Source organism: Noviluteimonas gilva (assembly GCF_009740395.1).
Lineage (GTDB): Bacteria > Pseudomonadota > Gammaproteobacteria > Xanthomonadales > Xanthomonadaceae > Noviluteimonas > Noviluteimonas gilva.
This window is the reverse complement of the sequence record NZ_WOXT01000005.1, coordinates 142,990-161,492: the sequence shown is the minus strand read 5'-3', so window position 1 is coordinate 161,492 and position 18,503 is coordinate 142,990. Positions and strand designations below refer to the sequence as shown.

Sequence of the window (18,503 nt, the reverse complement as noted above, 5' to 3'; positions counted from 1 at the left end):
CGGACTCGTCGCCGTCGGCAATGGCAACACGTGACGTCGCCGACGCAATCGCCTCCGCTTTCAATGGGAGCGAGTCAGTCGCCAAGGGCATCGGGCCCGTCGCCAACCCACTCGCGTCCGTCGCAGTCCAACCCGCGGACGCGCGAAATCCCCTCACAAGACACCGCACCGATCTGCCCCAAAGCACAATGCATTTCGCGCCGGTGCGGATGAAAACTCGAATCTCCTTCAACGGAGATTTCCAATGACACAGAATCGTGCTTCGCTCGTCATCAGCGAAGATGACGAGCGCACCGTCCTCGCCGCGATCGCGCAGATCGAGGCCGTCCTCAAGAAGCTGGTCGCCTTCGACGCCGGCGAACGCAGGACGATGAACATGTTGGGTCAACGCAACGAGCCCTTCGCGCGCGAGACGTTCCAGGTGCTCGACCGTCATCGCGCCATCGCGCCGCCGTCGCTGGACATCGACGAGATGCGCGCCGACCTGGAAGCCTACGACCGCATGAAGCGCATCAACGTCGCGCTGCAGCGCCTGACCACGATGTGCGCCGACACCGAAGCCGCGCTCGGGAGCGACGTGTTCGAGGCAGCGCTCGCGGGCTACACCATGCTGAAGGTGTTCGGCCCGTCGCACGGCCTGGAGGAGGCGGTGAAGACCTTGTCCGAGCGCTTCGCGAAGCAGGGCAGGCGAAAGTCGAAACCCACGGGCGAGGGGTAGGACAAATCTGACAGCACATCGCGGCGTTGCCTGATATCGCGATACGCATGCGCTTCGGCACGATTGGCTACGGAGTTTGAAAGCTCCGGCAACAGTCGGCGCCAGGGAACGCGCCAAACGTGTATCCCCTGCGTCGGGAGGGGACCCAATACAACACCCCGCAAGGGGAAATACGTCCACCGTCTGTTGCCGGCCTTTCAACCTCCCGACATCCCTTGCGCCGATCCGCGGCGCAGGGGGCTCTTCCGGATCGATGGAGGTTGCCATGCGAAAGTCCCCCGGCGCGCAACACGCCGCGCCCATCGTTTACACACTGCCCGAATACGCGCACGTCGAACTGATCCAGTTGCGCGATCACCTGCGCCTGATGGCACAACTCACCGAATGCGGCGGCAACGCCAGCCGGCTCGATGCCAGGCTGCGGCCGGATGCGTTGGCGTGGTGGTTCTCGCGGTTGTCGCGGGATGTGGGGTGGATTGTGGCGGCGACGACCAACATGGCGGAGGCGGCGGCGCCGGCAACTGCGCGTAAGCGCAAGACGCGCAAATCGGAGCAGGGCTCGCCTGCCTGAGTTCTACGCGCGATTGCCCGGCACTCGTTCTGTCGGATTACTGCGCATGAAGACGCGCCCCAGGTCGCACGGCGAATAGCGCGTTCCTACTGCGCGCAGTTTCGCAGGGCGCTCTCCAATTCTTCTCGTTGTTCATGCCGGTCCGTCCCGCATAGCGTGTGCGCGGTCAAAAAGCGCTCGCTCGCGAGCAACGAAGGATGACTTGGACAGCGTTGCGGTCGATCACGCTTCACCCGATGCCCTGGAGCGCCCGACGGGTCGTTTCGACCGCGTTCCCTCGCGCGTGTCGGGACGAACGCTGACGTTCTTCTCGCCCGATCCTTTTCCCACGTTGTTGGCGAGGTACGCCGCGTCATCGTGCGGCGTCTCTGCGGGAAACGCGGTTGGCGCTGCGGGCTTCCGAAGCGCACATGAAGCGCTGCTTCTGATCCGTGGCGCAATTGGCTTCAGGTCCATGCAGTCCCGGTGCGATGAAGCTCGTGCGTTCATCGATGTGCTGTCCGCCCGTTCGCCGCCGCGCGAGGGACGTGATCCGCTGTTGTCGCTCGGCCTGCCCGTCGCGCACGCACCAAGGAGATTGCGATGCGAACTCGCCTTCTCGGGGGCGCGGGTTGCCAGCGAAGGTCACGTGTTCGCGCACGATGGAGATGTCGAACCCCTGTTCGACTCGCTCTGTGACGGGCTCCTTGCGCCGCAGCCGCACATTCCCGTCACGGTGCTTGTCGCCTGTGCTGCATTCCATGCATTGCATGTCCATCCATTCGCCGACGGGAACGGGCGCTGGGCTCGACTGCTGGCTGCCTGGGTGGGTGCTTCGAGAGGCGCATCCGTCTCCGGCGTGGTGCACGCGTGCTTGCTGCAACTGGGAAAACCGGCGTTGGTTGAGCGCTACTGGCCACACGCCCGTTCCCATGGGATGGGCGGCTATCTCTTGCGTTGTCATTCGTTCGAGCGTCGCGTAGTCGAAGTCTTGAGATCGAGAGCGCTGCCGGAATCCATGGCGGCCATCCATGCGGGCATCAAGGGTGTGGTTGTTTCGCCGCGCCTTCGGGCGGACGTGATTGCGGCGCTGGTTGCGAATGGGCGAATCGAACGAACACACCTCAAACGCGTCGCGGGCATCTCGTCCCGCGCGCTCGATGGCGCGTTACTGCGCATCGCCGAACACAGCGCCTGCGAAATCGAAAGCGCGACGGGGGATCTGGATGCGAATCCCCTGATGACGCAAGTCGACGACGTTCTCCGCGCCGCCTTGCAGGCCACATTCCATGATTGAAGGAACTCAGATGGCACACACGCTTGGATGCGAACTGCCAGTCAGCGCTCGGCATTGTCTGCGACGGGCCATTGCGGTGTTGCTGTTCATTGGTGCGTCGTCGGCGAATGCGCAGAACCTGCCTGGGCCGCAGCCGCAATCCAGGATGCACGAGTTCCCTGGGGTCGTGATCGTCGGAACTCGTCCGGGTGGTGGCTCGGGTGGCGGCTCCGGCGGAGGCGGCAATGGTCACGGCACCACCGTGTATGACCCGCCGCCGTGGGACGGTGATATGTCAAACCTCGGCCCTGATGACCCCGAACCCGTGGCCGAACACCTGTGCGACAACCCGGTCGACATCGTGACCGGCAGGAAGTTCGAGTTCGTGGAGGACTTCGCACACGCCTCGCTGCTCGGGATGAGGTTCCAACGCACCTACAACCAGGGCTGGAGCGGCACCGGACTGCTCGGCAAGCAATGGGTCACCAACCATGATTTGAAGCTCTCCGACAAGCGATGGCCAGACTCGCCAGGCGAGGGCTGTTACCAGCGTCCGGGCATCAATCCGTGCACCGTCAATCCGGGAGAGCGGCCGATTTTTGCGCACCGCGAATCCGGTGACGTCGTGACGTTCGCATGGAGTGCAACGGAAAACGCGTGGGTCGGATCGGACGAGGAACCCGCGGCGCGTATCACGCGGAAAGCGGACCGGGGCTTCGAGCTCGCCTGGGGAGACGGCAGCCGTGAGGTCTATGACGCCGGAGGCAACCTCACACAGCGTCTCCAGCCCGACGGAGTCGGGTTGACCTACGAATACGAAGATCGCCAACTCCTGAAGCGCATCCGTCACACCACGGGCGCCGAAATCTCGTTCACATGGGTGCAAACGCCATGGGGCCGGAATCGCGTCATCGAAGCCATCGACCCGGCTGGGCGCATCTACAAGTTCGACTACGAGCTGCGCGCAGGGGCCGATCACGAGGGCGTGCGCTTGAACAGCGTCAGGTTCCCCGATGGCAAGGCAGCGCTTTATTACCATTACGACGACGAGTTCCGATACGTCGGCAGATCGGTGGACGGTGCGCGCGTTACGACGTACGCCTACGGCGCTGAGTCGCGGGTCACCGAGTCGCGCAAGGAGTACGGCATTGAGCGCACTCGCTACGCCTATGGTGATGGAACCATCACCCGGACCAATGCGCTTGGAAAGGTAACGACCTATCGCATCGACAAAGGTCGCATCGTCGGATCGACCGGGCAGGCGAGCCCGAACTGCCCTGCGTCTGCAACGACACGAACGTTCGATGCGGAAGGCCGCCTGGAATCGGAAACCGATGCCGCGGGCACGGTGACGACCTTCGCGTACGACAGTCGCGGGCGCCTCGCCCGTCGCGTTGAAGCTGCGGGGACCCCGGTCCAACGCGCGTGGACATTCGAACGAGATGCAGCCGGGCGGCGCTTCCGCGAATCGCTCGAAGGCGAGTCGGAGCAAACGTATTCGTACACCCCGCAGGGCTGGCTGCAGCGCGTGACCACACGCAACCTCAAAGCCGGCATCGTCGCGCCGGATCGTTCGGTCGACTACAGCTACACGCAGCACGCGAACGGGATGGTTGCATCTGTCGTCGAAGATGGCCCCGTGCCTGGCACCGGCGACGCGATGACGTATCGCTATTCGCCGAGCGGTGATCTGTTGTCGATCACCAACGATGCCGGGCACGCCACCACCTACAGCAACCACACCGCCCTCGGCCTGCCGGGCCGCATCACCAGCCCGGCTGGCGAACTGCGCGAATACTGGTACGACCCACGGGGGCGCGTGGTCGTCGACCGCACCTATCCGAACGGCGCGCTGGTTGAAACGCGCTACGTGTACGGCGAGAACGGCCTGCTCGATACGATCCACACCGCTGACGGCAACTCCGTCCTCTATCACTACGACGTCGCGCACCGCCTGATCCAGGAAGACCGCACCGAGCCAGAAGGCAGCTTCTCCGTGCGTCGCATTACCTACAACGCAATGTCACAGCCGATCCGTATCGAAGTCGGTCGGGAATGACGTGCGCTCATTGATTTGTTTCAGATTCGAGGACCCGAACCCAATGCGCATCTTGATTCTCGCCGCATCCACGGCGGCCCTGCTGGCGGCGACGCCAGCGCTTGCGAACAATCCATCCCTTCCGCCGCTCGAGGGCGCCGACGCTGGGCTAGCCACGCTGTCGACCTCCGAGCATCTGGCCGGACTCGTCAAGCGCATCTATCCCGTCGCCGACGGCACCGTCTATTTCCGGCTCGTCGGCGCGTGCAAGACCGTCACGTACTTCCATTTCTCGACCACCTCGCAGGCCGGCCGGAACTGGTATGCAATGTTGCTGAGTGCATCGGCGACCGCGCGCCCGGTGCGCATCTCGCTGGCGCAGCCTTGCAATGACGCCGAGCACCAGGCGGTCCAGTACGTGTTCCAGGATCCATGACGGTCGCCGCTGCGCTTGCCGCCACGCTGGCCGTCACCCAGGTGGCCACCTACCAATACGACGAACTCGGTCGGTTGATCTCCGAACGCAGCGGCGTGGAGGGCAAGCTCGTTGCCGGGAGGTCGTACGACGTCGAGGGGCGCCTTGTCGAAGTGGTCGACGGCAATGGACACAAGACGCGGCTGACCTACGACGCGTTGGGGCGCGTCGCCACGTCGACCGATGCCATGGGCGGCGTCACGCGCCTGACGTATGACGCCGGGGACCGGACTACGGCGGTCGTCGATCCGCGCGGCTTGTCTACGACGTATCGCTACAACGGCTTCGGCGATTTGCTGGAGCTGCGCAGCCCCGATACGGGGACGACGACGCATGCCTACAGCGCAGGCGGGCTTCTAACTCGGACAGTGCGCAACGATGCGAGCGCCATCGACTATGCGTACGACGCGTTGGGTCGCGTGGTTGCGGTTACTGGCGGATCGGACCAGAGGACGTTCGCCTACGACACGTGCGGCGCAGGCTTCCTGTGCGAAGCGACGAGGCTCAATGGCGGCGCTGTCCAGGCATCCACGCGGTTCACGTACCGCGCCGACGGCGTCGTGCGCACTCGCACAGACATAGCAAAGGGCGTCGCCGACACCACCACGCATCAATTCGATGCCCTGGGCCGGCTGGCCACACTCGTCTATCCGAGCGGCGCATCGCTCGCCTATGCGTACGAGATGGGCCGGTTGAGCAACCTCACCGTGACGCACCGCGCGACAACGCAAACCGTCATCGACGACATCCGCTACCGCCCGTTCGGCGGCCCCGAATCGTGGACTTACGGCAACGGGCTGGAACGTCGCTACAACGTGGACGACAACGGGCGGCTGTTCGGCGTGAGTGCCGTGCACGATGCCAATGGCAAAGTCGCACAAAGCCTGACGTACGGGTTCGACGCGGCCGACCGCATCAACGCGATCACCAATGCCGTCGGCGAGCCGGGGAAACAAACGTTCCTCTACGACGCGCAGGGCCGGCTCACGCAGGATGTGATCGTCGGGACGAGTGGGGCAAGAACCTCAACCCACGACGCCAACGGCAATCGCACCTCGTACAACTGGGGCGGCGCGGCCGAGCAACACACGATCGACCCTTACAGCAACCGCCTGCTCGCGATTGGTGGGACGGCGAACCCAGCGCGACATCACACGTATGGCTACGACAAGCGCGGGAACCGCATCAGCGACACGACCGCGGGTGTCACGACGCAACTGCAGTACGACGCATTTGACAGGCTGCGAAACGTAACGCGGCCAACAGCAGTGGAAGTGTGCGAATCATACGGGGCGTGCAAGGCGCTACCTGCGGGCTCGACGCAATACACAGTCAACGCACTCGATCAGCGTGTCGCGAAGTGGAGCGTCGAAGGTGCGAAGCGATTCGTCTACGGCAGGCCGACGCAGGTGTTAGCCGAGCATGGCCCCGGCGGATGGACGGACTACCTCTGGTTCGGCGGTGAATTGGTAGGCCTGCTGATGCCGAGCGCGGGCAGCATCGTTGCCTGGTACGACGACCTGCCGATCACCGTGGGACATCCCGGCGTGAAGTTCGTGCACAACGATCACCTCGGTCGCCCGGAGGTGGTGACGAGTGGAACGCAGGTGCAGGTGTGGCGCGCGGAAAACTACGCGTTCGATAGGCATGTCGGACTTGATCTTATCGGCGGTCTAAACATCGGATTTCCGGGGCAGTACTACGACGCGGAAAGCGATCTTTGGTCGAACGGGTTTCGCGATGTGGATCTGAAGCCTGGGCGCTATTTGCAATCGGATCCAATGGGGCTTGCGGCAGGGATCAACACCTATGCCTATGCCTTCGCAAACCCGGTGAGCTATGTCGACCCCGATGGCCAGCTGGCATTTTTGCTCCCATTGGTTCCACCAGCCCTAGCGGGGGCTGGCAAGGCTGCTGTATTCGTTGGAACGGCCGTTGCTGCAGCATGGGCGGGCAGTAGGGCATTCGATTATTGGGCTCTGAATCAAGCCGCGGAGCCCGTCCCGGCGCCACCACTTCCGGATGATCCGGCGCAATGTCCTGGCGACGGCTGGGAATGGAAAGGGGCGGGTGCTCCAGGGAGCAACAAAGGAAACTGGTGGAACCCAAAGACCGGCGGTAAGTTGCACCCTGACTTCGGGCACCCACCACCGAAAGGTCCTCATTGGGGCTATACAGACGGTGATGGCAACAAGTGGGATCACTTCCCAGATGGTGGCTGGGTCCCTGGAAACAAGAAATAGAGACGAGGCGAGACAATGCTTTCAGATCGCGCCAAGGTAGAAACGCGCCGTGAGTGGCAAGAGCTTGGCTTCTACTACGATAGAGACGACGAAATTAAATCCTGGCGAATCGTCGGCGCCAAAAGTGGTCTGAGCAAGTTTGCAGACCTAATTCGGCGGTATGCGGCAGATGAACGAAATCAGGGAGTTTCGGAGCACGAGCACTTTGGTCCGTATAGCTATCTGGAAATAGGCACGTGGGACGTCCCTGAGATCACAGAGCACTGGATCGCTGGGCCACTGGACAGGTTGCGCATGCTGGCCTCAACGATTGACGGTCTGCTTGCAACGCAAAGGATCGGGCAGCGAGCTTCCCTGCGAAGCTCGTTTTCTCCCGCTTCGCCGTATGACCTTGAGATTGACGTCCGATCTGAGGACTTTGATCCAGCAAGCGAAGACCCAAATTTCCTTGATTAGACTTGAGTGCGGCGCGGTGTAGCGACTTCCCTCTGAGCCGTAGGCTGCAAACGTCAAGACCGTCAGCCGTCTAACTCGACGACCATCCACTTCTACGGCGAAATAACGTGCATTCCTCGCACGTCGTTTCGCTACCCCTCAGAAAATCCTTCTCGTCGCCGATGCCGGTCCATCTCGTCAAGCTTCTCCGCTTTCGCTTTGGAGGAGAACTGCATGACTTGGTTGAAATTGGCGCTGGCGCTCATGCTTGCGTTCTGCGTTACACCGGCTTCGGCCATAGACCACGAAGAAATCCGCAAGCAAGCGCATTACAGGATGGATCTGACCGGCTGGATCGAGGTCGACCAGGCGGGCGCGGTCACTGCGCACGGCCTCGACCAGGACGTCGCAAAGTTGCCTCCCTCGGTTGTGACTCGAGTTGCCCAGGCGGCGTCCGGTTGGCGATTCGCCTCGCGCACGTCTGACGAGATGCCAGTCGCCGCGCGCGTGCCAATGAACTTGCACATCGAGGCGCGTCGCGCCCCGGATGGACATGTCTCGGACCTCCGGATCGCGGGCGCGCAGTTCGGTGAGGCTCCCAGGGAGGAGCGTGTCACCTATGCGAAGCGACCGGGCACGTTGCACATGAACTCAATTAAAGCCTTTCGCGGCGGAGCGGGCGGCACGGTGCACCTCGTTTTGCGCGTGGGTCGCGATGGGAAGCCGATGCAGGTCGTGGCCGAGCAGGTCAACCTTACGGTGTTCGACTCCGAGCCGGCGATGAAGCGATGGCGCGGCGAGTTGGGCGAGCGCGGGGTTCGGGTTGCGCAGCATTGGCGATTCACTCCGCCGACCGTTGGTCCTTCCGCTTCTAACGCCGATTGGACGGTGAAGATCCCTGCCCGATTCTTGTCGCCTCGCGAGCGCGCGCCAGCGCTTGGCGAGTGGGAGATCTATGTCCCCGGCCCCAAGCATGAGATTCCCTGGGACACCGGCAGTGAAGTTGTCACGGAGGGCGGCGTCGATCTCGTGCGCTCGAGCCTGCGGCTGTTGACGCCACTCGACATGCAAGCCCCCAGGACCGCAGTGCGCTAAACAGTACTTTCTTGATTAGTTCAGTGCGCGCGATGAAGCGACCGCTCTAGCGAGCCGTAGGCTGCCGGCGTTGAGGCCGTCAGCTCTTTAGTTCGCCGAGCATCCACTTCTATGGCGAAACAACGTGCATTCTTCGCACATCGTTTCGCTACCGCTTCAAAAATCCTTCTCGTCGCCGATGCCGGTTCACCCCGTCTAGCTTCTCCACCTTCGCTTTGGAGCAGCACTGCATGACTTGGTTGAAATCCGCGCTCGCGCTCATGCTTGCGCTCATCGGTTTCGCGGCTTCCGCCGCAAACCTCGACGAAATCCGCAAGCAAACGCGCTACAGCATGGACCTCACTGGCTGGCTCGACATTGATGGGGCAGGCATGGTCACCGCCCACGGCCTCGATCAGGACGTCGCGAAGCTGCCTCCCTCGGTCGTGAACCGGGTTGCCCAGGCCGCGTCCGGATGGCGATTCGCAACGCCCACGCCAGGCGTGGCGCCCGCAGCGATGCGCGTCCCGATGCGGTTGCGCATGGAGGCGCGCCGCAATGCCGAGGGATACATCGCGGACCTGCGAATCGCAGGCGCGGGGTTCGGAGAGGTTCCTCCTGTGGAGCGTGTCACCTTTGCGAAGGCCCCGAGCACGCGCGCAATCGATGGCTATCGAGGTGGCGTAAGTGGAAACGTGCACCTGGTTGTTCGCGTGGGTCGTGATGGCAAGCCCATGCAAGTCGTGGCCGAGCAGGTCAACCTGACGGTGGTCGACAGCGAGCGGGGAATGGCGCGATGGCGAGGCGTTTTGGCCAACTTCGGGATTCGACTCGCGCGACAGTGGCGATTCATTCCGCCTACCGCCGGTCGTTTCGCTTCGAGGTCCGATTGGACAGTCAGAATACCGGTGCGCTTCTTCTCGGATGGCCGAATGCCACCGGAACAGGGGCAGTGGGACTTCTATATACCGGGTCCCCGGCAGGAGATTCCGTGGGACACAGGCAGCGAGGACGGACTTGATGTCGACCGTTCGTCCGTGGCAAACGATATCGATCTGCCCGGCTCGGGCCTGCAACTTTTGACGTCACTCGACGTGGAGACCCCCAGTAGCGCAACAGCAGATCGCAACCCGTGAGACACCCCATTCCCATCTTGCCGTCATTCCAACGGGAGAGAGGGACATGCGCAATTTCCATGCATGGCAGCGCCGCACGATGCGTCGCGCCGACAGGCAGTTGTGGGGTGGCTTGCTGTTGATCGTCATCGCCGCAGTCGTCGCTGTTTGGTTGCCGAGCGCATTGGATCGCTCGGGGACCTTGGCTGCGGTGTTCGCAATGCTGCGTTACCTCGTTGCACTTCCGCTGCTGGCCGGCGCGACATTCGCAGCGATGGGCGCATGGACCCTCTGGTGCCTGCATCGCGACCCGCTCATGCTGTATTACCGCCACGACGGGCGCTGAGCGGCACGCTTGCTACGATTGACGCCATGCGCGACATCCGCCAGCTCGTCACCGAGTGCTTCACCGCCCAGGGCCTGATGCACACCCTGGGCACGCGGTTGGTGTCGGTCGACCCCGGCGAAGTCCACATCGCACTCACGCCATCGCCCGCGCTCACGCAGCAGAACGGCTTCGTCCACGCCGGCGCGCTCACCACCATCCTCGACAGCGCCTGCGGCTACGCGGCGATGACCGTCGCGCCCGACGGTTACAACGTGCTCACCGTGGAGTTCAAGGTGAACCTGTTGCGCCCGGCGCTGGCCGACGAATTCCTCGCCATCGGCAAGGTCGTCAAGGCCGGCCGCACGTTGACGGTGTGTACGGCGGAAGTGATCGGCACGCGCGATGGGGAAACAAAGACCATCGCGTTGATGCAGGCGACGATTGCGAATGTGGCTTTGCAGGCTTAAAGCAACCCCAGGTGCGTCGCCTTCAACGTCGCCGCCGCCCGCGTCGAACTTTCCAGCTTCCGAAACACGCTCTCGATATGCGTGCGCACGGTGCTCGGGCTGATCGAGAGCTGTTGCGCCACGCGCTTGTTGCTCGCACCCAGGCTCACGAGGCGCAGGACGTCCTTCTCGCGTTCGGTCAGCAGGCCGGCCGACGAATTTGCGACCGGTGCGCGACGCGGCGCGGCACGCGGTTTGCGCAACAGCGCGTCGACGATGTCCGCATCGTGGCGCCCGGCGCGCGCTTCGTCCTGTAGCATCGAAGCGCCTTCTTCCGCGCCGTAGGCAAAGCGCCATGGCCGATCGGACAACAGCGCCGAATGCGCGGCCGCCACCGCGAGGATGCGGCCTTCGATCGAGAGGTGATCCGCTTTCGATTCGCGGAAGTAACCCGAGCCATCAGGTCGCTCATACGTGTAGGACGCCACGTCCGCTTCGCGCGCGAGCGAGCCGATCTGTTTCGCCGCGCGGCCGGTCCAGTAGGGCGCCAGACGCACGCGTTCCCATGACGCAGCCGGCAATTTGCCCGGCGTATTCCAGATCATGTTGGGCACCGACGCGCGGCCCATGCCGTGGATGAGTGCAGCGCGATAGACGGTCTGCTGGCGATGGTCGTCGAGGCCGAGCACTTGCGCGGTGCTCTTCGCCGATTCGGCCACGCGCCGCGAATGTCCCGTCATCCACGGCAGTTTGAGATCGATGACGTCGGCCAGGATTTCCAGCGATGTCGTGCGGTCCACGAACGCGGCGTCGAGCGAACATGCACCCGACATCGCCGGATCGCTTTCGAGTGCGTCCAACCATTGCGATGCATTCGACAACAACGACGTGGCCAACGCGCGCGGATACAGCGTGCCCGCGCGTTGGTCGATCAGCGTGCTCGCCTGCTCGATGCCATACAGGCGATGGAAGATGTCGAGGTCGCCGGCCAGCGCGGCGAGATACACCGCCGTGGGCACTTCGTCGCCGCGCAAGCCATCCGGCGCACCGGTGCCGTCGTAGCTTTCGAAGAGGTGACGAAGTGCGTGTTGCGTCGACACCGCGAGACCAAGTTGCGCAGCGATGTCGCCCGAGACTTCGCAATGGATGCGCGACAACGACAGGAACGCGGACGCGCTACGCGCGGTGCTCGCGCGAAAACTGCTGCCCGGCGTTTGCATCGACAGCAACGCCTTGCGCCCGCCGACATCGTCGCCGAACAATTGCGCGAACTCCGGTGCGTTGGCGGTGCAACCAGACCAGCGCAGTAACGAGACTGTCGTCGCCTCTGTACAAAGTGCGCCGTCGCCGCCGGCTTCGCGCGCCAGTTGTCCGGCCATCCACGCGGCGCGCGGGGAATGGTCGATGGGCTGGCCCATGGCCAGGTCGCCCACGAACGCGAGCGCGCGGATCACATCCAGCAGGGCGACATCGGAAGCGTGCACGTCGGTGCGTCTCCTTCGAGGGCCGGACAGTCTGTTGCTGCGCGACTACGCGAGGGATCGGTCATTCGACCGATGGTGCGTCCAGGCCCGCGGTCGCAACCTTTGCTCCGTGGCCGGCACCCCGGTCATTCGACCCTCCCCTGAGCGGGGTATGTCCCGCACAACTACCCACATCCTACCCTCGGAGATTCTCCATGAAATTCAAGCCCCTCCTCGCCGCTACGGTTGCTGCCATGGCTCTGTCCTCTACTGCTGGTGCCGCCAATCCCACCCCCGCGAAGAACGTCGTGCTCGTCCATGGCGGCTTCGTCGACGGCTCGGGTTGGCAGCAGGTCTACAACGTCCTCAAGAAGGATGGCTACAACGTCACCATCGTGCAGAACCCGACGAACTCGCTCGCCGACGACGTCGCGGTGACCAAGCGCGCCATCGCCCAGCAAGACGGGCCGGTGGTGCTGGTCGGCCACTCGTACGGTGGCGTGGTGATTTCGGAAGCGGGCACCGACCCCAAGGTCGAACGCCTCGTGTACATCGCGGCCTTCGCGCCCGACAAGGGCGAGTCCGTGCAGACGTTGATCGCCAATCCGCCGCCGGGTGCGTCGGTGCCGCCGATTCTCCCGCCGCAGGATGGTTACCTGTTCCTCGATCGCGACAAGTTCGCCGCTTCCTTCGCGGGCGATGTGCCGAAGGACGAAGCCGACTTCATGGCCGCCTCCCAGGTGCCGTGGGGTGTCGAAGCGCTCGCGGGCGCGGTGACGGAGCCGGCGTGGAAGTCGAAGCCGAGCTGGTACCTCGTCGCCACCGACGACCACATGATCCCGCCGCCCGCGCAACAGATGATGGCCAAGCGCGCCGGTGCGAAGGTGACTGAGGTGCCGGGCAGTCATGCGATCTACGTGTCGCGTCCCGATGCTGTTGCCAAGATCATCGAGCAGGCGGCGAAAGGCGTTCACTGATTCCATGTGTATCGAAAGCGGAGCGCCAGATGCGCTCCGCTTGTTCTGCGTTCGCATCCCGCGCGACGCACGCACGTACGCTCTTGTCGCATGACCTTCCGCTACATCGCGCCCACGCGTCCTCTGCCTCCCGCCTGCCGATGGCTGTTGCAGGAAGGCTCCGCGCATCTGCTGTGGAACGCGGGTTGCATCGCGATGGTGATGCGCGACCGGAACGGGCGCTGGCACACGCAGATCCAGTGGCACATGGCGGTGTTGCAGGCGAGGTGCGGCTCGCAGGCGCAGGGGATGCGGTGGATCGAGCGGTGGATGGAGAAGCGGCGCGGGTTGCCTGGGAGTGGGGCGCGGAAGGAGGTGCGGCGGCCGGCGTGGATGGCGGCGTGCGACGGAAGGCCGAGTAGCCGCGACCCAGACTCAGCTGTCCGGCGCCAGCGAAATGTAGGCCTGTAGCTCATCCCCGTAGAGATTTTCCTCGGCGTCGGCCTTTTCCCATCCGCGCCCCGCCAACTCGCGCATCTTTTGCGCGTATTCGGGCGTCAGTTGGTACTGGCGGAAACGCGCGAGGCGATAGCGGTCGAATTGCCGTGCATCGAAGTCGTAGCGTTTCGTCTCTCGCCCGTGATCGATGAAGACGAGCGTGCAGCGTTCGGTGAGCGAGGTGTCGGCGTAGCCCACGAACTCCGCGCTCGGGCCGCGTTCGATGACCAGCGTGCCCGAGTACCAATCGGCGACGACGCGTGTGTGGCCGGGGAAGAGTGTCGGGAGGATGTCGCGGTCTTCGAACATGGGCATGCTCGTCCGCGTTTTCTTGCAGTTCTCGAACTCCAAGTCGGTGCATACCAACATCCACATGCGCTTGGACGGGCCGTTGAACATCACATCGATCCGCGCCAGTTCGAGGCGTCCGTCGACCAGCATCCAGTGACCGACGTACCCGCGAAAGCGGTTGGTCGAATAGATCTCGTCGGGAATCACGCCGGGATGCTGCTCGACCCAGGCGGCCAGGGGATACACGCGCAACTCCGCCGTGTCGCCGTCGATGGCGATGGTCTCGCGTTGTTGGAGGGTGGCTGCGGCAGGCCCCGCAAAGCACCCCGCCACGCACAGCATGGTGATCCTGAGCCACGGTCTCATGCGCACCCCCTGCGTATGGTGCGAGCATAGCGCCGGCCCGTGCCGCTTGGCGACGCATGGATTAGGCTTGCGGCATCGCTTGGAGGGAGTGTCATGCTTCGAACCATCTTGACGCTGCTGGCACTGGTGCTCGCCGTTGCCAGCGCCTCCGCCGCCGAGGTCCTCACCGCACCGCCGGCCAAACCCGATCCCGCAAAGCACTACGTCATCTACCTCCACGGCAAGATCGTGGAAGAGAAGGGCGCGCCGCGCCCGGTGGACGACCGCTTCGGCGTGTACCACTGGCCCGCATTGCTCGACACGCTGGGCTCGCGCGGCGCGGTCGTGATTTCGCAGCAGCGCCCGAAGGACACCGATTACATCGCTTTCGCCGGCAGCGTGGTCAGCCAGGTCGAAAAGCTCGTCGCTGCAGGCGTGCCGGAAGATCACATCGCCGTGGTCGGGTTCTCGAAGGGCGGGGCGATCGCGATGCGCGTGTCGAGTTTCCTGCGTCGTCCCGATGTGCGCTTCGTGCTGCTCGCCGCCTGTTGGCGCGATGACGAGCCGCAGGTGCGCTTCACCGGCCGCGTGCTGTCGATCCGCGAAAAGAGCGACTCACTCGCAGGCTATTCGTGCAAGCCGATCGCGGAGAAGGCGGAGAAGCCGACCTCGTTCGAAGAGATCGTGATCGATACGGGTAAGTCGCACGGGGCGTTCTATTTGCCGCGGAAGGAGTGGACGAAGCCGACGCTCGATTTCATCGACAACGCGCACCAAGGGGATACGGATGGCAAATAGACTGCCGCGTTTCATGGCAGGCAGGCTGCCGAATGTGGTGGGGCTGTTGAGCTTCGCCTTTACGGGGCTTCCGAGCATCTTCCTGGCGTTCCACATCGCATTGCGTACCTTCTGGCCGTGTCCAGAGGGCGGTTGTGCGATCGTCGGTTGGAGTGACCGCTTGCATCTGATCGGCAGCGTTGCGGGCGTCTGCACCATGATCGTGGCATTCATGCTGCTCCTGCAGTTTCCGTTCGTGGTGTTGCTCCGGCCGTTCCTCGATCGCGCGACAACCGAGCAGCTGATGTTCCAGCTGCGGATCCCCGGATTCGATTGGTACGAATCCCTGATGCGTCGATGGGTCGGCCTCTTGTGGCGAGAACGCGCATGACCCAAGCCCCCACCGCCGAAAGCCTCCACCACCACGTCCGCCCCATGCGCGGGCGCGATCCGAACGAGCCGCATCGCGTCGCGACGCCGCTCGAGCTCCTCTTCGACCTCACCTTCGTCATCGCCTTCGGCCTGGCCGCGTCGCAGTTCGCGCATGCACTCGCCGAGGGGCATTTCGCCAATGGGTTGCTGGGGTTTGCGTTCGCGGCGTTCGCGGTGTGCCTGGCGTGGAGCAACTTCACGTGGTTTTCGTCGGCTTACGACACGGACGATTGGATTTTCCGCGTCGCGACCATGACGCAGATGATCGGCGTGCTCGTGTTCGCGCTCGGGTTGCCGCGGATGTTCGCATCGCTGGAAGTCGAAGACGGGCGCGTCGACGTCGGGATCATGGTGCTCGGCTACGTGATCATGCGCCTTGCGATGGTCTTCCAATGGTTGCGCGCGGCCAAGCAGGATCCGCCGCGTCGGAAGACGTGCCTGATCTATGCGGTCGGGATTTCGGTGGCGCAATTGGGTTGGGCCGCGCTGATCATTGCCGACTTCCCGCCCGTGGGCACGTTCTTCGCGATCCTCGCACTCGCCGGCTTCGAACTCCTGCAGCCGTGGATCGCCGAACGCCTGCACGACGGCACGCCCTGGCATGCGCACCACATCGCCGAGCGCTACAGCCTGTTCGCGATCATCGCGATGGGCGAGGGCATCGTGGGCACGGTGGCGTCGTTGTCGGCCGTCGTCGATGTCGAGGGCTGGTCGCTCGAGGTTGCGCTGGTGTGCGTCGCGGGCGTGGGCCTGACGTTCGGCATGTGGTGGGTGTACTACATCCTGCCGTCGGCGTTCGTGCTGCACACGCACCGTCGGCGCGAGTTCACGTGGGCCTATACGCAGCTGCTGATCATCACGTGCATCGTCGCCACCGGCGCGGGACTGCACGTGGCGGCGTATTACCTGCAGCACAAGGCGCACATCGGTGCGGTGACCACGCTATTGACGACGGCCGTTCCCGTCGGCGTGTTCCTGCTCGCGATCTACGCGCTGTACTACTACCTGGTGCGGCGTTTCGATCCGTTCCACCTGGGCTTGTTGGTCGCCACCATTGCCGTCATGGTCGCCGCCATCGCCGCTGCGGTGGCCGGCGTCGACATGACGGTCTGCCTGTGCATCCTGATGTGCGCGCCGGTGGTCACCGTGATCGGTTACGAGTGGCGCGGCCACCGCCACGAGGCGGCGGCGCTGGGCGACTAGCTCGCCCCCAGGAACGTGAAGGGTTTCGCCGCCACGAATTGACTGGCGGCGTTGCCCGCGTACACCTTGCCGCCCGCCGTGGTGAGTTTCATCACCGGCGCGCCCGGTTTGAAATCCAGGTCGGCGAACGGGACCCAGAACGCGTTCGGGCTCGTCGCCGAGTCGAAGTACAGCACCAGGTCTTTCTGGTCGTACACCGAACGCCAGAGGCTGGAGGAGAGGTTGGGTTTCGTCGGATGCGTGACGCCCAACGGCGTCCCGACCGCGCGCACCACGCTCAGCACGGCCGCCATTGCCTGGTTTTCATAGGTGCCGCCGGGCACCGCGCTCAACGTGTTCTTGTCCGCCTTGCGCGGAATGGCGTTGACGAGGAAGGACGCGCGCACGAAACGATCCGCCGCGTTGATCGAGCCGGGCAGGAACGTCAGGGGATCCACGCCGCGCCAGTACTGCTGGATCGCCAGTTGCTGGTCGAACGACGGCGAGTTCGTCATCACCCGATAGTCCTTGCCATGGTGGATGACGAGCTTCCCGTCGAGCCATTCGAAGATCGCCGAATCGCCCGACGGATCGGACAAGGACATGTGGACCGACGCAGCCTTGCCGTTGGGAAGATTGGGCGCGATCAGGCGAAAGCGTTCCGCGCGCAGGTCGTCCACCACTTCGGCCACGGTCGCGAAGTTGTCGAGCACGTATTGCCCGGCGACCATCACCGACATCGTGGGCCGCTTGTCGGGTTTGCCGTAATCGGATTCGACGAGGTACAGGCCATTCATGACGAGGCCTTTCTCGTTCATCCCGTCCGCGGTGCCTGCGTCATACGCCGTGATGGCGAGGCTGCCGTATTTCGACGTCCACTTCACGGTGTTCGCACCGGACGCACCGTCGCGCGCCATGCCGCGCGGAAACACCCACACGTTCGAATGCATGTCCTCCGCCCAATCCATCGAGCGGCCGGTGACCACCAGGCCTTCGTCGCCGACGTAGAGGACGCGGGTGCAGGCGTCGGCGGGGGAGGCGAGTGCGATGGCGACAACCAGAACCGAATTGCGAAGCGTATTCAAGATCCGCATGGGATTTTCTCCAGAGAGTCATCGCACACTGCGGTGCAACAACCCGCGGAACATCCGAAAATCCCGAAGCGAACGATCCGCAAAACTACTGAGTGGATTGATCGTCCATTGATTCCCTGCCAGCATTTCCGCGCACGCCCCGTCAGCTCCTCTCCCCACGCGCAACAAGTGGGTGATGGGCGCGGGGCCTTCTCTTCATTGCGCGCCGCAACAACGCATTCGCCCCCGCAGCACGGTCATCGCGAATGGATGAGCCGTCCGTTCGTCGGCATGTCCGTCGGTTCACCAACCTTTGTCATTTGTTTCGAACGTCGCGCGTGTCAATGATCGGGGCTCGGACAGAGGACGACAGGCCGTCGTCCGCCGAACCGGAAGGAGTCGCGCAATGCGTTACGCCCCTCTTGTCGCGCTTTCCGTCGTGCTGTTCGCCAGCGGTAGCGCGCTGGCGCAGGAAGCGCTCGGTGCCATCGAAGTCAAGGCGGAAGACTCGGACCGCACGATCACCATCGCGTGCAGCGATCCGGCGGAGCCCTCGTTGAAGGAAGTGGACGAGGTGTTGAAGATCAACGATCCCACGCAGTCCAAGGGGCTGCGCGACAAGTTGATGGCCGCCGCCGCGGAAGCCTGCGCGCAGAAGGTCCCGAAGATCCTCGTCACGCGCTCGGCCACGGGCTCGCTGACCTGGAAGGCGATGTAACAGCGCACGCGCGGGGCGCTCGCCCCTCGTGAATGCGTCCCGCGGTCCCGTCGTCGACGGGGCCGCGCGG

Annotated in this window: 19 protein-coding genes; 16 read left to right on the top strand and 3 right to left on the bottom strand. The window is 63.9% G+C overall.

Translation table 11 applies throughout. The annotated features are described in order from the left end of the window. Positions 1–244 precede the first annotated feature (244 nt). The 11 genes from GN331_RS14955 (at position 245) to GN331_RS14905 (ending at position 10,719) form a co-directional block, all read left to right on the top strand. Entirely contained in the window at positions 245–718 is a 474-nt protein-coding gene (locus tag GN331_RS14955) for a hypothetical protein (protein WP_156643094.1), read from the top strand. A gap of 265 nt (positions 719–983) precedes the next feature. Beyond that, positions 984–1,289 carry an XAC0095 family protein gene (locus GN331_RS14950; RefSeq protein ID WP_156643093.1) on the top strand — a complete coding sequence of 102 codons (306 nt, stop codon included), beginning with the start codon at positions 984–986 and terminating at the stop codon, positions 1,287–1,289. 202 nt (positions 1,290–1,491) lie between these two features. Further along, positions 1,492–2,565, top strand: coding sequence for a Fic family protein (locus tag GN331_RS14945; protein ID WP_156643092.1), 1,074 nt, complete (start codon positions 1,492–1,494; stop codon positions 2,563–2,565). 10 nt (positions 2,566–2,575) lie between these two features. Beyond that, a complete protein-coding gene (locus GN331_RS14940) occupies positions 2,576–4,603 on the top strand; it encodes a DUF6531 domain-containing protein (RefSeq protein ID WP_197427170.1) in 2,028 nt (675 codons plus the stop codon). Positions 4,604–4,646: 43 nt separating this feature from the next. Continuing rightward, positions 4,647–5,018: a hypothetical protein gene (locus GN331_RS14935; protein WP_156643090.1), complete on the top strand. Its 372-nt coding sequence runs from the start codon at positions 4,647–4,649 to the stop codon at positions 5,016–5,018. After that, on the top strand, positions 5,015–7,300 hold the full coding sequence (locus GN331_RS14930; protein WP_156643089.1) for an RHS repeat-associated core domain-containing protein: 2,286 nt from the start codon (positions 5,015–5,017) through the stop codon (positions 7,298–7,300). Before GN331_RS14935 ends, GN331_RS14930 begins: the two co-directional genes overlap by 4 nt. Before the next feature lie 15 nt (positions 7,301–7,315). After that, positions 7,316–7,756: a hypothetical protein gene (locus GN331_RS14925; RefSeq protein WP_156643088.1), complete on the top strand. Its 441-nt coding sequence runs from the start codon at positions 7,316–7,318 to the stop codon at positions 7,754–7,756. A 213-nt stretch (positions 7,757–7,969) separates the two neighbouring features. Further along, positions 7,970–8,830: a hypothetical protein gene (locus tag GN331_RS14920; RefSeq protein WP_156643087.1), complete on the top strand. Its 861-nt coding sequence runs from the start codon at positions 7,970–7,972 to the stop codon at positions 8,828–8,830. Positions 8,831–9,060: 230 nt separating this feature from the next. Next, a complete protein-coding gene (locus tag GN331_RS14915; RefSeq protein WP_156643086.1) occupies positions 9,061–9,945 on the top strand; it encodes a hypothetical protein in 885 nt (294 codons plus the stop codon). Between the two features lie 46 nt (positions 9,946–9,991). Then, complete coding sequence (locus GN331_RS14910) at positions 9,992–10,270, top strand: hypothetical protein (protein ID WP_156643085.1); 279 nt, start codon at positions 9,992–9,994, stop codon at positions 10,268–10,270. Between the two features lie 26 nt (positions 10,271–10,296). Continuing rightward, on the top strand, positions 10,297–10,719 hold the full coding sequence (locus tag GN331_RS14905) for a PaaI family thioesterase (protein WP_156643084.1): 423 nt from the start codon (positions 10,297–10,299) through the stop codon (positions 10,717–10,719). Here the strand turns inward: GN331_RS14905 and GN331_RS14900 are convergent. Then, positions 10,716–12,182, bottom strand: coding sequence for an HD domain-containing phosphohydrolase (locus GN331_RS14900; protein WP_331713504.1), 1,467 nt, complete (start codon positions 12,180–12,182; stop codon positions 10,716–10,718). The two genes, GN331_RS14905 and GN331_RS14900, sit on opposite strands and share 4 nt — an antisense overlap. Before the next feature lie 233 nt (positions 12,183–12,415). Here GN331_RS14900 and GN331_RS14895 point away from each other — a divergent pair, with 233 nt between their 5' ends. Continuing rightward, the gene (locus GN331_RS14895; protein WP_231734530.1) at positions 12,416–13,138 is read left to right on the top strand and encodes an alpha/beta hydrolase; all 723 of its coding nucleotides are present in this window, start codon (positions 12,416–12,418) and stop codon (positions 13,136–13,138) included. 414 nt (positions 13,139–13,552) lie between these two features. Here the strand turns inward: GN331_RS14895 and GN331_RS14890 are convergent, their stop codons facing one another. Beyond that, complete coding sequence (locus tag GN331_RS14890; protein ID WP_156643082.1) at positions 13,553–14,272, bottom strand: hypothetical protein; 720 nt, start codon at positions 14,270–14,272, stop codon at positions 13,553–13,555. 93 nt (positions 14,273–14,365) lie between these two features. On the opposite strand from GN331_RS14890, the gene GN331_RS14885 reads away from it, so the two are divergent. Genes GN331_RS14885 through GN331_RS14875 form a run of 3 tightly spaced genes read left to right on the top strand, consistent with a single transcriptional unit; the run spans position 14,366 to position 16,663 of the window. Further along, complete coding sequence (locus GN331_RS14885; RefSeq protein WP_231734529.1) at positions 14,366–15,049, top strand: alpha/beta hydrolase; 684 nt, start codon at positions 14,366–14,368, stop codon at positions 15,047–15,049. Positions 15,050–15,062: 13 nt separating this feature from the next. Further along, a complete protein-coding gene (locus GN331_RS14880; protein WP_156643081.1) occupies positions 15,063–15,419 on the top strand; it encodes a hypothetical protein in 357 nt (118 codons plus the stop codon). Further along, a complete protein-coding gene (locus GN331_RS14875) occupies positions 15,416–16,663 on the top strand; it encodes a low temperature requirement protein A (protein WP_197427169.1) in 1,248 nt (415 codons plus the stop codon). The genes GN331_RS14880 and GN331_RS14875 overlap by 4 nt, the downstream gene beginning before the upstream one ends. Here GN331_RS14875 and GN331_RS14870 read toward each other — a convergent pair. Next, positions 16,660–17,736, bottom strand: a complete 1,077-nt coding sequence (locus tag GN331_RS14870) for a linear amide C-N hydrolase (protein WP_156643080.1) — start codon at positions 17,734–17,736, stop codon at positions 16,660–16,662. The genes GN331_RS14875 and GN331_RS14870 overlap by 4 nt on opposite strands. Before the next feature lie 385 nt (positions 17,737–18,121). Here GN331_RS14870 and GN331_RS14865 point away from each other — a divergent pair, with 385 nt between their 5' ends. Further along, positions 18,122–18,433, top strand: coding sequence for a hypothetical protein (locus tag GN331_RS14865; protein WP_156643079.1), 312 nt, complete (start codon positions 18,122–18,124; stop codon positions 18,431–18,433). Positions 18,434–18,503 lie beyond the last annotated feature (70 nt).

What these genes read in the sequence shown, in the direction of transcription:
- GN331_RS14955 (WP_156643094.1), top strand. Translation starts at nt 245, where the DNA reads ATGACACAGAATCGTGCTTCGCTCGTCATCAGCGAAGATGACGAGCGC.
- GN331_RS14950 (WP_156643093.1), top strand. Translation starts at nt 984, where the DNA reads ATGCGAAAGTCCCCCGGCGCGCAACACGCCGCGCCCATCGTTTACACA.
- GN331_RS14940 (WP_197427170.1), top strand. Translation starts at nt 2,576, where the DNA reads ATGGCACACACGCTTGGATGCGAACTGCCAGTCAGCGCTCGGCATTGT.
- GN331_RS14935 (WP_156643090.1), top strand. Translation starts at nt 4,647, where the DNA reads ATGCGCATCTTGATTCTCGCCGCATCCACGGCGGCCCTGCTGGCGGCG.
- GN331_RS14930 (WP_156643089.1), top strand. Translation starts at nt 5,015, where the DNA reads ATGACGGTCGCCGCTGCGCTTGCCGCCACGCTGGCCGTCACCCAGGTG.
- GN331_RS14925 (WP_156643088.1), top strand. Translation starts at nt 7,316, where the DNA reads ATGCTTTCAGATCGCGCCAAGGTAGAAACGCGCCGTGAGTGGCAAGAG.
- GN331_RS14920 (WP_156643087.1), top strand. Translation starts at nt 7,970, where the DNA reads ATGACTTGGTTGAAATTGGCGCTGGCGCTCATGCTTGCGTTCTGCGTT.
- GN331_RS14915 (WP_156643086.1), top strand. Translation starts at nt 9,061, where the DNA reads ATGACTTGGTTGAAATCCGCGCTCGCGCTCATGCTTGCGCTCATCGGT.
- GN331_RS14910 (WP_156643085.1), top strand. Translation starts at nt 9,992, where the DNA reads ATGCGCAATTTCCATGCATGGCAGCGCCGCACGATGCGTCGCGCCGAC.
- GN331_RS14905 (WP_156643084.1), top strand. Translation starts at nt 10,297, where the DNA reads ATGCGCGACATCCGCCAGCTCGTCACCGAGTGCTTCACCGCCCAGGGC.
- GN331_RS14895 (WP_231734530.1), top strand. Translation starts at nt 12,416, where the DNA reads ATGGCTCTGTCCTCTACTGCTGGTGCCGCCAATCCCACCCCCGCGAAG.
- GN331_RS14890 (WP_156643082.1), bottom strand. Translation starts at nt 14,272, where the DNA reads ATGAGACCGTGGCTCAGGATCACCATGCTGTGCGTGGCGGGGTGCTTT.
- GN331_RS14885 (WP_231734529.1), top strand. Translation starts at nt 14,366, where the DNA reads ATGCTTCGAACCATCTTGACGCTGCTGGCACTGGTGCTCGCCGTTGCC.
- GN331_RS14880 (WP_156643081.1), top strand. Translation starts at nt 15,063, where the DNA reads ATGGCAGGCAGGCTGCCGAATGTGGTGGGGCTGTTGAGCTTCGCCTTT.
- GN331_RS14875 (WP_197427169.1), top strand. Translation starts at nt 15,416, where the DNA reads ATGACCCAAGCCCCCACCGCCGAAAGCCTCCACCACCACGTCCGCCCC.
- GN331_RS14870 (WP_156643080.1), bottom strand. Translation starts at nt 17,736, where the DNA reads ATGCGGATCTTGAATACGCTTCGCAATTCGGTTCTGGTTGTCGCCATC.
- GN331_RS14865 (WP_156643079.1), top strand. Translation starts at nt 18,122, where the DNA reads ATGCGTTACGCCCCTCTTGTCGCGCTTTCCGTCGTGCTGTTCGCCAGC.